Here is a 16,041-nt window from a genome sequence, read left to right as displayed (position 1 = left end):
ATATTATAGTCGCCATAACGTTACAATCATAATATTCTGACTTTTATATAACTATGCTTTACTTCATTAACTTCTTATTATATGTATAACCCCTCCTAATCTATAAAAGAATAAGAGAGTTATGGTTTAGCTCAATCTTATTATCGTTAACACTGCTCCTGGAGTAGTTGTTGATAATGTTGCGACAGCTAACAAACCAAATAATTGCAAGCTAATAGCATCTCCTGCTGCAAGAGTTGTAATAATTGTTGCGCTAAATGATGTGGTTGCTACAGCAGGAGAATTTATCGTCCCAGCAAGTGGTGCTCCATTAATTGTAATTCGTGAACTGACCAATAATGAAGCTGTTATATTAATCGAATATGAAATATAATAATTCCCAGCATTTGCAACCGTAAATACTGTATTCCCACCAGAAACAGTAATTCCCGGACCGATGTTTTGATTATTTGGAAGTGGTACGTTCGTCCCACCTAGAAGTACCGATATCGCCGTTCCTGACGTATTATTTGCAAATGCATATGTCGCCGTAATACTTGTACCTGTTACTCCCGTTGGACCTGTTGATCCTATTATTCCCGTTGTCCCTGTTGGACCTGTTATTCCCGTTGATCCGGTCGCTCCCGTTGGACCTGTTACTCCTGTTATTCCCGTTGCCCCTGTTGGACCCGTCGGACCTGTTGGGCCCAGCTTAGGAACTGTCCCATCGCAACTAAAACAGCACGAATCAACATGTACACCATTTTGATTATTACAACTACAATATCCATTTGTATTATTGAGCCATGAAGACATGTTGATCCCTTCCTTCAAATTCAATCTTTTAAGTACCAGCAAGTAATAAAAAACTTTATTTGGTGGGTATACACATACAGGTTTATTGCGTACATTCCAGTAATTATTACATGCAACAAACTCTTCTTTTGCTTGTACTTTTGCCTCCTTGATTAAACGAAATCCCTTTTTTACATTTGCTGTATACGGCGCTAACATATCTTATTTTCGAAGACCTTCTACTATTTCTGTATCCTTTATCCCATGCTCTATGCATTACATATACGAATGAATAAGAACGTTTTTCTGAAGTTTTTTAAATATTCCTCAATTATTTTTCTATTGCGGTAAATGCTTAACTCAATATTTCTTATTGAACAGGGATTCTATAATCTCTCACGAATTTAATCTATGAACAAAAATAGGAGGGATAACTATGTACCAAACTATTGAAGGCTTCTTGCAATCATGGACATACGAGGCTGAGTCTACTCAAAAGATGCTCGATGCATTAACAGATGAGTCTTTATCACAGGAAATCGCACCTGGGCACTGGACGTTAGGCAGAGTTGCTTGGCATATCGTGACGGCAATTCCAGTTATACTATCTGGTACAGGACTTAAATTTGAAGGAGAAACGAAAGATTATCCTGTACCAACTTCAGCTAAAACAATTGCAGATGGGTATCGTAAAGTGAATGCGGCTTTTGTTGAAGCACTTCAAAGCGAATGGACTGATAAAGATTTAGCAACTATTAATGACTTCTTTGGTCGTCCTATGCCAAATTCTATATTTTTAATGACACTTATTAATCATCAAAATCACCACCGCGGACAAATGACGGTTTTAATGAGACAAGCTGGCTTAACAGTTCCTGGCGTGTATGGACCCGCAAAAGAAGAATGGGCTGCTGCTGGAATGGAAGCACCTAAAATGTAACAACAGAAAAAGACAAGGTGTTTACACATCTTGTCTTTTTCTGTAACTTGTTTCATGTGAAACTATTTTTTCTAAATGGTTGTTTTATGGAAAAGATAGGTTAAAATGAATACATACTATGAAGAGGAGTAACCAAATTGAATACAAAAAATAAAAAAATAGCTCTGGGAACTATTTTATTAACTTCTATTATTGGAGTTATTAGTGTATCTCTTTATTTCACCTATTATGGTACCCCTTGGGGAAAACAAGCAGCAATTACGGAATCAAAAGAGTATATTACAAAATATTTTAATCTAGATGCAGAAGTCAAAAACACTTCTTACGATGCTAAAATGAATAGCTATGCAATCGCCTTTGAAACAAATAAAGACGGAGAGTTTACTATCGAATATAAAAGTCCTAATAACTTTAACATTTCTCCAGGAGTGCAAAAGTATTTAAGCACACACTCTAAATTTACAGAGTAGTAACGAAGCATACATATACAAAAAGAGTTGGTGTAACACCAACTCTTTTTTTACGTATTCTTATCATACAGTTATATCTTCCTTCTCTATATTTTTTATTCCGTAATATGCAATCACAACTCCAATTGCTGCGAGTGCTAGTTGAAGGGGAAGAAAAGTTGCTGTAGAAAACGCTGGGTTGCCATTATTCATTGCAATTGTGACAACGATAAGAGATGAAACAATTGTAGTTGGTACGGAACGTTTACGCATTCCGAAATATAATGGGATTAAACTCATTCCCGCAGTTGCAATGGCTAAAGGAACTAGTTTTATTCCTTCTTGTACCAATTGATCTACTGTGAATGAATTAGGAAGAATTGAAAAATAGCTATCTATACCAAAGAAAATCCCTACTATTAAAATGTTAGATACAATAACTGTTATAAATGTTACTATTGCTGCAATAGCCAACTTACTAGCCATCATTTTCTTCCGATTAATAGGATAAGAAAACATAAGTAGTATTGTTTTATTTTTATATTCACCAATTATTAGCCTTGCGATTAATACACTACCAAAAACAATAAACGTTGCTCTTACTACTGTACTAGCCATTAATAAAATCATCTGCGGATCTCTTATTTCTGGATCTCCTTCTATTTGTGCAATGAAACTAACAAAGATTAATAATGCCAGTATAATGATATTTGCAATAATCGCTCCCCTTACATACCATCCAAGCTTAAACTTCTTCATTTCTAGCTTCATAAGATGTAGCATAATAGTCCTCCTTTCATTTACATTTTAATCGATATAAATCGCTCCTGTTTCACTTGAAATCTTCACTTCGTTTTTTGCATCACCAATGGTTCCCGCTTTTATTTTTTCTGTATTTTTATCTTTCTTAAGTCCTTTTAAATCTATCATTACGTCAGACGAATTACTTTTAGTCGTAAGTTTTAAAGAAATCGGAACACCTTTATACCGTACGCCAATATCTCCTGATTTTGTTTCTACAAATAATGATTTTCCTTCTGTCATATCTTTCAGTAATACTTCCCCAGATGTTGAAGTGATGTTCACATTTTCGTTTTTTACATTTTTCACATAATTATCGCCAGTAGTAGAAGTTATATTTACTTCTTGTAATGAACTATCTTTTAACATTAAATCTCCACTTTCTGATGTGAATTCACCCTTCTCTGCCGATAGTCCTGTAATCATTCCATCTCCAGACTTGCCTTTTGTCACGATACTTTTTACTACTATATCGTTTATTTTCACATCACCCGATTTATTATTTACTACAATTTTGTCTATTGCTTTCCTCGGAATAGCTATACATATACTATTTCTCTTCCTAAACGTAAAACCATTAAAAAATTTGGTCACCTTTTGTTTTTGCTTAATCACAATTTTATTTTCGTCATTTTCTATTTTGACGGGATCTATCTCTTTATCTACTTGTTGACCTTGAGCGGAAATTACTATTTTATTAGCGTCTGTACTTTTAAATTCAATATTCCAGTTTTCATTGTCTACTTCTATTTCTTTTATATTATTGATTTCAAAAGACTTTTCTTGCTTAAAATCTTTCACCTGAAATACCTTAAAATCCAAAACCGCACTAGCAATTGTAATGACTAATATTGCAATTACTATTATTTTTTTCACCAGTCATACCCCAGTTCGTTTTTGTTTTAAGCTTGCTTCACGCCACATCAATCTTGTCGATTTTTCGATACGATAGATAACTAATGAAAATTCCTAATAAACAGAGCACGATTGGGATAGCTATAAAATCAAACATACTTACTTGACCATTTCCAGGACCAACGTTACCATTAATCAACATACCAATTATTACTGCTGAAGTAATCGTTGTCGGTGTCGATTTCTTTCTCATTCCAAAAAATAAAGGAATTAAGCTTATACCAGATATCATAAATGCACTTATAATAGTAGTTGGAACGGTAGCTATTATTTCCCCCATCGTAACAGGCGTTTCAAGTATTCCTATTATTGGATTCATACAGAATATGAGCAAACTAATAATAAATGTTGCGATTATCGTGCTCACAAAGCAAAAACTAAAAACAATTGCTAATTTCGCTCTCATTAGCATTTTCCTTTGCAGTGGGTACATAAATAGTAGCTGTATTGTTTTGTTCTTGTATTCATCAATCACTAAACGTGATAGAATAACCGATGCAAAAATAATAAATGTAATTCTAATAAAAATATTTGCTAAAGACATGTATTCCATATAGCTAGAGAACATCAACTCATCCTCTACTTTAGATGCCCATGCCATAAGACTTACCACAGCAAAAATTGCTATAATACCAATCGCTGCTCCTTTAAAATAACTAGATAATTGATGTTTCTTCCACTCGAGCTTCATTAATCTAAACATTCAAACCACGCCCCCATTCTTTATATACCTGTCTCTACACTGCTAACATTCTAATTCCAGCAGTAACTACACTTAACATTCCTATCACTAGTAGAATTAACAACCATCTCCGCTCTGGTTTTCTATAATATAAAATTCCAGTTATAAACATTACGATTAATCCACTTACCAGGTTCAGCCACAATTCATTAAGCATGAATGCCCTCTCCATCCATTACATTTAAGAAATATTCCTCTAAGGAACTATGTTTCTTATTAATACTTTCAATTTCCACATCATTCATAATAAGTGCTTTTGAAATGGCTTGCTGAGACACTGCCGTATCATACACACGAATCATATTTCCGCTCATGATTTTATAATTTTTTATACCAAGTTTATCTTCTAGAATATAAGTTGCACGCTTCACATCAGGAACAGTAATTTCAATGTACTCTGTTTGTTTTCCGTTAATACTCTTCATTGAAACTTCTTTTATTAGTTTTCCATTTTGAATGACACCAATTGTATCCGCCATTAATTCCATCTCACCTAAAATATGACTAGAAACTAATAATGTAATGCCATATTCTTTGCAGAGCATTTTAAATAAGTCTCGTAACTCTTTAATACCAATTGGATCTAAACCGTTAATTGGTTCATCTAAAATGAGCAATTCTGGCTTTGTCACGATTGCCCTTGCAATACCAAGTCGTTGTTTCATTCCCAATGAAAAATCTTTTACTTTTTTATTATCTATCCCTTGTAGCTTCACTAAATGTAATGCATGGTCAATTTCATTTTTGTCGTAATAGCCCATATATTCACAATGTAATTCTAAGTTTTCTTTCGCCGTTAATTTATCATAAAAGATTGGATATTCAATAATTGTCCCCATTCTTTTTAATACTTCATAAGATGTGTCTGTTAACTTCTCACCGAAAATTTCAATCTCACCGCTCGTCGGTTTTATTAAATTTGTAATCATTTTCATAATCGTTGTTTTACCAGCACCATTCGGTCCTAAGAAACCGTATATTTCTCCTTTTTTTACATGCATGTTAACGCTAGAAATAACTTCTTTCCCTTTAAACACTTTCGTTAACTGATTCGTTTTTAATATATAGGTCATGTCACTTTCCCCTTTCGCACTACTTTATATTTCTATAATAGACAACGGAAATCTCTTTTTTCTTACCCGTTTCTTACAAATTCCTTACGCTGCAAAAAAAGCTTGTAGAATCTACTTCTCTACAAGCTAAAACTGCATCTTTTTTAATGCAACTGTAAAAATTGTTTTTTCATACGGCTTACTAGAAAGATGAATTTTTCCATCCATCGCTTCCACAAGCCTTTTTGTAATCGTTAACCCTAGACCGCTTCCTTGGTACAATCTATTTCTCGAATCTTCAAGTGTGTACATACGCTCAAACACTTTATCAATATGAGATTCATCAATCCCTTTTCCTTTATCCCATACGTCTATATACACATTCGTTTCATCATCTCTTAACGTCATACCCAGTATCTTTCCATCGTCTCCGTATGTAATTGCATTTGATATTAAATTATTCAATACCCTACCTAATACTTCTACATTTCCAAGTGCATATATATTTCTTTCTGGTATATCAATATGAACGTGAAAACCTTTCGACGTCACTAAATCATAAAAAGATAAAATCTTCTCACGGCAAACTTCATTCATATTCACTTTTGTCATCTCGATTGCTTTGTCACCAGATTCTAATTTTGCTAAGTCAAAAAACTTATGAATTAGTTCCATTACTTCTAGTGTTTTCACATGCACCTTTTCAAGTAAGATTTGTTGTTCTTCTTTATTTATCGTTTTATCCTTATTTAACATTTCTATATATCCAAGAATAACTGTTAGTGGCGTCTTTAAATCATGAGAAATATTTGAAAGCATTTTTCTCATCGAAATTTCTACTTTTGCATGATCTGCATTCGTTTTCTGTTTTGCATCTAATAATTGATTAATTGCCACTAATAATTTTTGCAATTCTAGATCATCCGTCATAACGAGTAACTTCTCGCCTGTTTTTTCATTTACAATACTTTCTAACTTTTCATATGTGTACCGTAAATTTTTACTACTACTTTTTCTCATTTTATACTGTATGTAAATGACACATAACAATATAAAAATAATACCTAATAACAAATTAATCATATTACATCACTTCCAGCTTATAGCCGATGCCCCATAACGTTTTAATATATTCTGGATTAGATGGGTCACTTTCGATTTTCTCACGCAACCTTCTCATATGAACATTAATAACGTTATCGTCACCGTAATACTCTTCGCTCCAAACTAGCGTATATATTTGTGCTTTTGTAAATACACGATTTTGATTCTTTACAAACAGTTTTAGAATCTCAAATTCTTTTAAAGTAAGTTTGAGAGGCTTCCCGTTTTTTTCCACAGTAAAATTAATTGGATCGATTGTTAAATCGCCAATTTGAATCATCTTTTCTGTTGTTTCTGTAGCCGAATATTTCGTAGATCTCCGAATACCAGCTTTTACACGCGCCGCCAATTCAATCATAGAAAATGGCTTACAAATGTAATCATCTGCTCCAAGTCCTAATCCAACAGCTTTATCAACATCTGTATCTTTTGCCGACATCATTAAAATCGGTACTGCACTCTTCTCGCGAATAATACGTACAACCTCTAATCCGTCTAACCTCGGCATCATGATATCAAGGATAACTAAATCAAAAGGTGATTTAAAAAAGGCTTGCACCCCTTCCTCTCCATCAGACGCGATTGTAACTTGAAAGCCCTCTTTTATTAAATACTTTTCCACCATCTCTTGAATTGAGAGATCATCTTCAACTAATAAAATATGATGTGACATATGTCTATCCCCTTTTTACAAACGTTAACTACTCAATTGTATCGTAACTACTACAGACTGAAAACAATTATATGAATTTTCAAACCAACTTCCCTTCCTTCCATAACAATGATATGATGAAATTTACTACGATAGTTCATAATTAACTTTATATAAAGGAGACTTATCATGTCAGAAAACAAAAAAGTAAGCTTAGCTGATTTAATGCGTGAACAACTTGCTAAGAAAAAGCAAGGTAACGGTAATGGTCAAAACGCCAAAAACCAAAGCCAAGAAACAAAAAAATTGCAAAACCAACAAACAAAGAAAACAAACAACCAACGTAGACGTACAGGTGTATAAATGAACGGGCAAAAACGTTCTAATATCGCACCCGGCCTTGAAGTTGATATTGTATTAAAACAAGATCAACGAACTGGCAAATTAACACGTGGCATTGTAAAAGATATTTTAACGAACTCCCCTTCTCATCCGCATGGCATTAAAGTGCGATTGCAGGATGGGCAAGTCGGTAGAGTACAAAATATCGTTCAATAAGAAAAGGAGCTCAAGTAAACTCGAGCTCCTTTTTCTTTATTACCCTTTAATTTTCTCGATGAAAACTACTTTTAAATAGTCTCCTTCTTTAAATTGATCGATTGTACGGAAATCTTCTGGTAAAGAATGTTCTTCTAATATTTTATATTTACCATTCATTTCTTTAAAGGCTGTATCGATAAAGCCTTTAAACTTTTTCATATCGAATGCACTACAATTTGTAGAAGCAACGATAATCCCGTTATTTTCTGTAATGGCAATTGTTTCTTTTAATAAATTTTTATAATCTTTTGCTGCACTAAATGTATATTTTTTTGATCGAGCGAAGCTTGGAGGATCAAGTACGACCATATCAAATTTCATTTTTTTCTTCGCTGCATATTTGAAGTAAAGAAATACATCTTCTACAATAATATCTTGTGCTTCATAATCAACTTCATTGACGCTAAACTGCTCAATCGTTTTACTTAAACTACGATTTGCAAGGTCCACACTCGTCGTTTTACTCGCTCCGCCAAGCGCTGCAAATACAGAGAAAGCACCTGTATAAGAGAACATATTTAACACGGTTCTTCCCTTTGCATACTTATCACGAATTTGTTTTCGGACGTTACGCTGATCTAAAAATACACCAACCATCGCTCCGTCGTTTAAATACACCGCAAAGTTCACACCATTTTCTTTTACGATAAGCGGGAACTCACCGCGCTCTCCTGATACGAAATCATCACCTTCAATGTATTTCCCTTTCGTATCAAAACGCTTTTTCTCATAAATCCCTTTAAAGTTTGCTACTTTTTGAAGAGCTGCTATAATCTCATCTCTGAAAGTATAGATTCCCTCACTATACCAGCTTACTACATAATAACCGTCATAATAATCGATGATTAAGCCTCCAAGACCATCACCTTCGCCATTTACAACACGGAATGCTGTCGTATCATTTGATTTGTAAAATTGTTTTCGTTTATGTAAGGCAGATTTTATTTTACTTTCAAAGAAAGATTGATTAATTTGTTCACTCTCTTTTCTCGTTAAAATCCAGCCGTATCCTTTATTTTGTTTTCCATAATAACCTTTTCCGACAAAGTTGCTCTTCTCATCTACTACTTTGATGATTGTCCCTTCTTCACGGACGTCATTTAAATTTTGAATTGCATCTTTTAAAATAAGCGGATATCCACTTTTAATTTCTTTTATAAATTTCGGTTTTATTTTTACAGTTACTTCTGATCGCATATAATAACTTCCTTTCCATTTGCATGCTTTCTCTATAGGAAGCATTTCAAAAACGAGACTGAAAAACAGCCTCGTTTCACTATACCATATTATTGCTTTGCTAGTACAACTCGCTCATTCTCTCGCTTAGCCACCATGTATTTACTACATTTTGAAATGGAAATCCTACTGTCTAAAACAATAAAAAAACTTATTTATTTTACATTTACCATTGACAATGATAATGATTTTCATTATCATTTAATGTATATGAGTTCTCGAAAATAAAGGCAATATTTATAGGAGGAATAAACATGATTATTGTTACAAATACAGCAAAAATTACAAAGGGAAATGGACATAAATTAATTGAACGTTTTAATAAAGTAGGTCAAGTTGAAACGATGCCAGGCTTTTTAGGGTTAGAAGTTCTTTTAACGCAAAATACAGTTGATTATGATGAAGTAACAATTAGCACACGTTGGAATGCAAAAGAAGATTTCCAAGGTTGGACGAAGAGCTCAGCATTTAAAGATGCTCACTCACATCAAGGCGGGATGCCAGATTATATTCTTGATAATAAAATCACTTACTACAATGTTGAAGTTGTACGTATGCCACTGGCTGCAGCACAGTAAACATATTTCTTTTCTAAAGTATAGAATATGAGAAGCGTTACCACTTCTCATATTCTATACTTTTTTATTTACTGTCTTTTTACTAGCTTCGCATGCACGACTAACCTTCCTGCTTCCGGATCGAGTGCATAGTCACACGTCGAAAGTGTTACGATTTGATCACTTGCTGTCAATTTTGCATCTGTTTTGTACAGCGATTTTTCTTGAATTTTCTCCAAAAATGATGTGTATTCCGTATCACTGCTAAAATCCGTTTCAATGTAATAAAAATCAGTTGTTGTTGTATACACCGAGAACACTTCAAGATCATATCCTTCAAATAATGTATCGTAATATAATTTACGATGCGACATGAAAAACTCTTCATCTAACATTTTCTTTAAACTTCCAAACATAGAACCATCTTTCATACGATGACCATATAAAATAGTATTTCGATTTTGAGATTTCACATCATTACGATAGTCCATAAAGATGCTTCCTGCTCTCATATCTTCACCTTTATAATTACGAAATAAATAGTAATCATTGTCTTTCGCTTGAACGATTGGATAATTAATTTGTGTATCATCCATCGTAACCCATCCAACTATTTCTTGGTTAATTTGCTGCAGAGCCTTGAACTGTTTACGTACTTCCCCGTCTTGTGATTGCTCTTCCATCGGACTTTTTTCATAAATGTTTTGTGCTTCGGCCATTACTTTACGATTTTCATAGTAATCCATGAAAATATCACCTAATTCATATACTGAATAGAAAAAGGTACCTAAAAAAACAACTGTAAGTATTCGTTGAAAAAAAGAATTCTTCTTCCTTTCTTTTTTACTACTCAAATTATCACCTCAAAACGGATTGTTCGCATATTTAAATACCCATTGGGACCATATACAACCCTGTATCTTCATCTTGCTTTACAACGACATCTACACCGTATATCGTCTTTATCATACTTTCTGTCACAACATCATTTGGCTTACCTTTCGTAACAATTTCGCCGTCTTTCATAACAATGATATGATCACTATAGCGAATCGCCTGATTAATATCGTGTAATACCATAACAATCGTCAATCCATGTACTTCATTTAACTCTTTTACTAGCTCTAAGATTTCGAGTTGATAATAAATATCTAAATAGGTTGTCGGTTCATCTAAAAAGAGCATTGGTGTTTTCTGAGCTAACGTCATAGCAATCCAAACACGTTGTCTTTCTCCGCCAGATAACGCATGAATCTCTTTATCACGTTTACTTAGCAAATTCGTACATGCCAAAGCCCTTTCGATCGCTTCTCTATCTTCATCGGTTTGCGAGGAAAAAACAGTTTTATGAGGCATACGACCAAAACTTGTTAATTTTTCTACCGTCATATCTGCCGGCGCTTCATTTTGTTGATGGACAACGGCTAACTTTCTAGCAAACTCTTTCGGTTTATATTGGCTAATTGCCTTCCCATCCAGTATTACCTCTCCGCTACGAGGATCGTGATTTCTTGACATCACGCCAAGTAATGTCGATTTCCCGCAACCGTTCGGACCAATAATTGTTGTAATTTTACCAATCTCTATTTCGCTACTAACCGACTTTAATCGATCCGTTACATTATCATACGAAAAGGTTACATTTTTAATTTCCATGAACTTTATCACTCTTTCTAAGCAAGAATATTAAGAATGGGCCACCAATAACTGCCATAATCGTCGCTGCTGGAATTTCGTTAGGTGGCACAATTAACCTTCCAATCGTATCCGCCGTCAAAATTAATAACGCTCCTGCAAGAGCAGAAAATGGAATTAATACTTTATGATCTGAACCGACTAGTTGTCTTGAAATGTGCGGAACAAGTAATCCTACGAAAGCAATAACACCTGCAATCGCTGTTGATACTGCTGCTAAGAGTACTGCAATAGCAGAGATAATAAGACGAACTCTCGTCACGTGCAGACCTAAGTTTTTCGCAGTCTTATCTTGTAGCGATAATAAGTTACACCAAGCTCCTACAAACAGTGCAAGAATAAGACCAATTGTTCCATACGTAACCATTATTTCTACATCGCCCCACGTCTTCATCGTTATATTAGAAGTCGTCGTTTGCTTAATACTCTTAATGAAATATCCACAAATCGTAATGAACGATTCATTTAATCCAGTGAACATCGCATTAATAGCTATACCAACTAAAATAATACGAAGTGGGCTTAACCCTGACTTCCATGAAAATGCATAAACGAGATAACATGCAAACGCACCACCTAAAAAGGCGAATACTGGTGTCCAGAAAAAGAATTGCGGGAATAACGTAATAATAACAAGTGTCATAAAACTTGCTCCTGAAGATATCCCAATCACTCCAGCATCAGCAAGTGGATTTTTCATAACAGCTTGAAAAAGCACACCCGAAACAGCAAGAGCCGCTCCAGTGAATAACGCAATAATAATACGCGGAAAACGTAAATCTTTAATCACTTCAACATCTTCATTTCCACCTGTAAATATCCCTTGTACAAGCTCAACAATACCTACTTCTAAACTCCCTTTCATCGCTGACAATGATGTCATAACGATAAGCAATGCAGTAACAATGAGGAAACTCCAAGTTTTTTTATTCATTCCAATCTTCCTTTATATTAAAATGCATCACGGATACATCATTTTTTTCAATTCATCTAACGCTTCAATTGCTGCTAAATTTCCTGTCGTTCCAAATAAACGCTCTTCTAAATCGTAAACACGATTATTTTTAACTGCTGCAAAATGCTTCCAAATGTCATTCGTTTTAAATTCTTTATCGAACATTTTTACAACTTCATCAGGCATACCATGAGCTGCTCGTAAAATAATATCTGGATCAGCTTTCTTCAAATACTCTGTATTAGAAGCTAAATATTCTACTTTTTCACCTTGCACAATATTTTTACCACCTAGTTGTTTCACTAAATCTCCAATATAAGAATGCTCTGTTGCTACTAAATAACTTCCCGGCACACCTAATAAAATAAGTACTGTCGGTTCTTTCTTTCCTTTTACTTCTTTTCGAATGCTAGCGACTTTTTTATCTAACTTAGTTACAACTTCTTCAGCCTGCTTTTCGCGTCCATATTTCTTACCTAAATCACTAATGGATTTTTGCATATTTTTCAAGCTTGTTAAATCTAAAAAGTTTACTTTCATGCCCACGCCATCAAAAACCGGCTTTAATTCATATTCAAGTGTTGTCACAGATAACACTTCTGACGGCTTTAATGATTTTACCTTTTCCATATCTGGACTCATTGGATTCCCAACTTCAGGTAAACCTTTATATCGCTTCGATAAAGTTTTAGAACTTGTTGGAACACCAACTAAATCTACTTCTAACGCATCCATAATTTCAGTAACAGCAACTGTCGTTGCAACAATTCGCTCTTTACTCTCACTCTTTACCTGCTTCGGTGTTTCTTTTTTTGATGATGAGCACCCAGCTATACTCATTAACAGAATGATAGCCATTAGCACACTTACAATTTTCTTCACTCTCAATCACCACTCCTTTCCAAACAATATGAAACAAGTCTTGATGCGCCCGAAAACGCATCAAGACTCCAAAAATTACAATCTACCAGCTCTATATTTACGAACTAGTAAAGCAAGTGATCCTAGCAGTAGCACCATGTATAAACCAAGTTGTGCTGTATCTGCCGTTTTTGAGTTTTTTTCTTTTTTCACATCATTATTTGTAGCTTCATTTTTCTTCTTACCATCTGCATTTCGGTTAAAATCAGGCGTAGCAATTGTTTTTACATTATCTACTTTCGGCGTAATTACCGGATTTTTCGGCTCATTCTTCGGCTCTTCTTTTACCGTTCCTACAGCACCAATCTTCGTCGTATCAAATTGAATTTGTACGTCGTAGAAGTGATGGTAGTTCATTGAATCGATATCTACTTTTACCTTTGCATTTAATTTTGCAAATAAATCATTAGCTTCAAATTCTACGACTCTTGTATTTGTGGCCTTATCTTCACTTACTACTTTTGCATCTGCAAATCCACCATTCTTTTCCGTTTGGAATTTTGTAATCCATTCACTATTTTTTAGTGTCATTGCAATATACTTCTTACCATCTTTCACCGTTAACCTTGCTGGACTTACAACATATTGATTCATCATTGAAATTTCTTCAGTCTTATCTTTTAACACGTTAAAAGCAATATCGTACTGACCATTCTTTAAATTTTTCGGATCAACTGTTAGATTTTCATTTAGATTATTCGTTCCATCTTGGTTATTACTTCCACCTTGATTATTGTTTCCATCTTGGGTGTTACTTCCACCTTGATTATTGTTATCATCTTGGGTGTTACTTCCACCCTGATTACCTAAAGATTTAATACTTCCTTTATCAAATGCAAATTGAATATCATAGAAATGGTGATAATTCATTGAATCAATATCCACTTTCACTTTTGCATTTAACTTTTTCGATAAATCAGCTACTTCCACTTCTACTACTCTTGTATCTTGCTCTTTATTTGTACCTAATACTTTCGCATCGACGAACGCACCATTCTTTTCAAACTCAAACTTCGTAATCCACGCACTATTCGTTAATGTAAACGATACATACTTCTTACCATCTTTTACTTTTAATACACCTGGATTCTTTGTATATGTGTTCATCATTGAAATTTCTTCTGTTTGATCTTTTAACACTTTAAAACCGATACTGTATTCACCGTCTTTAAGAGCATTGGGATCAATTGTTTTGTTATAGTCTTGGTTGTTGTTTCCGCCTTGGTTGTCGTTTCCGCCTTGGTTGTCTAATGGTTTAATACTATCTTTATCGAATGCAAATTGAATGTCATAGAAATGGTGATAATTCATTGAATCGATATCTACTTTTACTTTTGCATTTAACTTTTTAGATAGGTCGTTTACTTCTACTTCCACTACTCGTGTATCAGCTTTTTTATCTTCACTTAATACACTTGCATCAACGAACGAACCATTTTTCTCAAATTCAAACTTTCTAATCCATGCACTATTCGTTAATGTGAATGATACATATTTTTTACCCTTTTTCACCTTTAACACGCCTGGACTCTTTGTATACGTGTTCATCATTGAAATTTCTTCTGTTTGATCTTTTAAAGCTTTGAAATTGATTCTGTATTCACCGTCTTTAATTGTTTCAGCATCTGGTTTTTCCACTTCTGGCTTTTTATCACCGTCTGGTTGTTTTTCTTCATTCTTAATTGGCTCAAGCTTTTCTTGATCAAATTGAAGTTGTAACTCATGCGTTTGTTTATAATTTCTTGATGCCACTTCGATAAATACTTTTGTATTTATCTTTTTAGATAAATTGTCTACTTCGAATTCTACTACTCTTGTATTTTTCTTTTTATCTTCACTTACTACTTTTGCATCAACAAATGAACCATCTTTTTCCGTTTGGAAATTTTTAATTGATGCATTATCTGTTAACGTTACAACCGCTTTTTTCTTACCGTTTTCTACTTTTAATACTCCTGGATTTACCATGTAAGTATTCATCTTAGATTCTTCATCTGTTTGATCTTTTAACACTTTAAATGGAATGCTGTACTCTCCATCTTTAATTGTGTTAGAATTTGGTTGTTGATCTGAGTCAGGCTTTTGGTCGGGCTTCTGACTTGGATCCAGTTTTTCATTTGGATCTGGCTTATTTGCTGGGTCCTCTTTTTCATTTGGTTGTTCCACATGAATCGGTGTAATACTATTTTGATCAAATGCAATACGAACGTCGTACTCATGATGATAATTTAAAAAATCAATATCTACTTTTACTTTTGCATTTAATACCTTCTCTACATCTTCTACATCAAATTCTACTACTCTTGTATCTTTTTCTTTATCTTCACTAATTACATTTGTCGCAACTAGCTTACCTGCTTTTTCTGTTTCAAACTTCGTAATCCATGAACTATTCGTTAATGTAAAGGATACTTTCTTTTTCCCATCCTTCACTTTTAAAGTCCCTGGGCTTACTGAATATTGATTCATCATCGATTCTTCATCTGATGTATCTTTTAAAACTTTGAAGCCAATTGAATATTCACCGTCAGCCAACTTGGTAGTTGCTTGAACTGCAAGTGGTTGTAATGTTGATACGAATGTAAATATCACTAAAAACATAGCAACAATAATTTTTGTATACCTGTTCAATGGAACGACTCTCCCTT

At 34.0% G+C, this 16,041-nt stretch carries 19 protein-coding genes; 5 read left to right on the top strand and 14 right to left on the bottom strand.

Translation table 11 applies throughout. The annotated features are described in order from the left end of the window. Nucleotides 1-126: 126 nt before the first annotated feature. Entirely contained in the window at nt 127-795 is a 669-nt protein-coding gene (locus tag DN390_RS04145; protein ID WP_147806672.1) for a BclA C-terminal domain-containing protein, read from the bottom strand. 415 nt (nt 796-1,210) lie between these two features. Between DN390_RS04145 and DN390_RS04140 the strand changes: the two genes are divergently transcribed. Next, nucleotides 1,211-1,714, top strand: a complete 504-nt coding sequence (locus DN390_RS04140; protein ID WP_147806671.1) for a DinB family protein — start codon at nt 1,211-1,213, stop codon at nt 1,712-1,714. A 137-nt stretch (nt 1,715-1,851) separates the two neighbouring features. Continuing rightward, nucleotides 1,852-2,184, top strand: coding sequence for a YfjL-like protein (locus DN390_RS04135; protein WP_147806670.1), 333 nt, complete (start codon nt 1,852-1,854; stop codon nt 2,182-2,184). A 63-nt stretch (nt 2,185-2,247) separates the two neighbouring features. On the opposite strand, the gene DN390_RS04130 is transcribed toward DN390_RS04135, so the two are convergent. The 7 genes from DN390_RS04130 to DN390_RS04105 all read right to left on the bottom strand — a co-directional run bounded on the left by DN390_RS04130 (nt 2,248) and on the right by DN390_RS04105 (nt 7,450). Then, nucleotides 2,248-2,946, bottom strand: a complete 699-nt coding sequence (locus DN390_RS04130; protein ID WP_147806669.1) for an ABC transporter permease — start codon at nt 2,944-2,946, stop codon at nt 2,248-2,250. Between the two features lie 24 nt (nt 2,947-2,970). Then, nucleotides 2,971-3,840, bottom strand: a complete 870-nt coding sequence (locus tag DN390_RS04125) for a DUF4097 family beta strand repeat-containing protein (RefSeq protein WP_147806668.1) — start codon at nt 3,838-3,840, stop codon at nt 2,971-2,973. A gap of 37 nt (nt 3,841-3,877) precedes the next feature. After that, on the bottom strand, nt 3,878-4,582 hold the full coding sequence (locus DN390_RS04120) for an ABC transporter permease (protein ID WP_147806667.1): 705 nt from the start codon (nt 4,580-4,582) through the stop codon (nt 3,878-3,880). Nucleotides 4,583-4,616: 34 nt separating this feature from the next. Beyond that, a complete protein-coding gene (locus tag DN390_RS30560; RefSeq protein ID WP_179955736.1) occupies nt 4,617-4,778 on the bottom strand; it encodes a hypothetical protein in 162 nt (53 codons plus the stop codon). Continuing rightward, nucleotides 4,771-5,694, bottom strand: a complete 924-nt coding sequence (locus DN390_RS04115; RefSeq protein ID WP_147806666.1) for an ABC transporter ATP-binding protein — start codon at nt 5,692-5,694, stop codon at nt 4,771-4,773. The genes DN390_RS30560 and DN390_RS04115 overlap by 8 nt, the downstream gene beginning before the upstream one ends. 126 nt (nt 5,695-5,820) lie before the next feature. Further along, nucleotides 5,821-6,756 (bottom strand): HAMP domain-containing histidine kinase, encoded by a 936-nt coding sequence (locus DN390_RS04110; RefSeq protein ID WP_147806665.1) that lies wholly within the window; start codon nt 6,754-6,756, stop codon nt 5,821-5,823. Between the two features lies 1 nt (nt 6,757). Beyond that, on the bottom strand, nt 6,758-7,450 hold the full coding sequence (locus tag DN390_RS04105; protein WP_098265559.1) for a response regulator transcription factor: 693 nt from the start codon (nt 7,448-7,450) through the stop codon (nt 6,758-6,760). A gap of 168 nt (nt 7,451-7,618) precedes the next feature. Between DN390_RS04105 and DN390_RS30555 the strand changes: the two genes are divergently transcribed. Continuing rightward, on the top strand, nt 7,619-7,792 hold the full coding sequence (locus tag DN390_RS30555; RefSeq protein WP_001293578.1) for a hypothetical protein: 174 nt from the start codon (nt 7,619-7,621) through the stop codon (nt 7,790-7,792). Next, a complete protein-coding gene (locus DN390_RS04100; RefSeq protein WP_001014310.1) occupies nt 7,793-7,987 on the top strand; it encodes a YwbE family protein in 195 nt (64 codons plus the stop codon). A 39-nt stretch (nt 7,988-8,026) separates the two neighbouring features. Here the strand turns inward: DN390_RS04100 and DN390_RS04095 are convergent, their stop codons facing one another. Beyond that, nucleotides 8,027-9,226: a class I SAM-dependent rRNA methyltransferase gene (locus DN390_RS04095; RefSeq protein WP_147806664.1), complete on the bottom strand. Its 1,200-nt coding sequence runs from the start codon at nt 9,224-9,226 to the stop codon at nt 8,027-8,029. Between the two features lie 293 nt (nt 9,227-9,519). Here DN390_RS04095 and isdG point away from each other — a divergent pair, with 293 nt between their 5' ends. Then, the gene (gene isdG, locus DN390_RS04090; RefSeq protein ID WP_147806663.1) at nt 9,520-9,843 is read left to right on the top strand and encodes a heme oxygenase; all 324 of its coding nucleotides are present in this window, start codon (nt 9,520-9,522) and stop codon (nt 9,841-9,843) included. A gap of 68 nt (nt 9,844-9,911) precedes the next feature. On the opposite strand, the gene srtB is transcribed toward isdG, so the two are convergent. The 5 genes from srtB to DN390_RS04065 form a co-directional block, all read right to left on the bottom strand. Then, entirely contained in the window at nt 9,912-10,676 is a 765-nt protein-coding gene (srtB, locus tag DN390_RS04085; RefSeq protein WP_097952033.1) for a class B sortase, read from the bottom strand. A 31-nt stretch (nt 10,677-10,707) separates the two neighbouring features. Further along, the gene (locus tag DN390_RS04080; protein ID WP_097952032.1) at nt 10,708-11,478 is read right to left on the bottom strand and encodes an ABC transporter ATP-binding protein; all 771 of its coding nucleotides are present in this window, start codon (nt 11,476-11,478) and stop codon (nt 10,708-10,710) included. Then, complete coding sequence (locus tag DN390_RS04075) at nt 11,468-12,451, bottom strand: FecCD family ABC transporter permease (RefSeq protein ID WP_001036835.1); 984 nt, start codon at nt 12,449-12,451, stop codon at nt 11,468-11,470. Before DN390_RS04075 ends, DN390_RS04080 begins: the two co-directional genes overlap by 11 nt. Nucleotides 12,452-12,478: 27 nt before the next feature. Further along, entirely contained in the window at nt 12,479-13,360 is an 882-nt protein-coding gene (gene isdE / locus DN390_RS04070; protein ID WP_147806662.1) for a heme ABC transporter substrate-binding protein IsdE, read from the bottom strand. A 69-nt stretch (nt 13,361-13,429) separates the two neighbouring features. Then, entirely contained in the window at nt 13,430-16,024 is a 2,595-nt protein-coding gene (locus DN390_RS04065) for an NEAT domain-containing protein (RefSeq protein WP_147806661.1), read from the bottom strand. Between the last annotated feature and the right edge of the window lie 17 nt (nt 16,025-16,041).

This window comes from Bacillus sp. SH7-1 (assembly GCF_008042405.1).
Taxonomy (GTDB): Bacteria; Bacillota; Bacilli; order Bacillales; family Bacillaceae_G; genus Bacillus_A; species Bacillus_A thuringiensis_N.
This window is presented reverse-complemented; position numbering and strand designations above follow the sequence as displayed.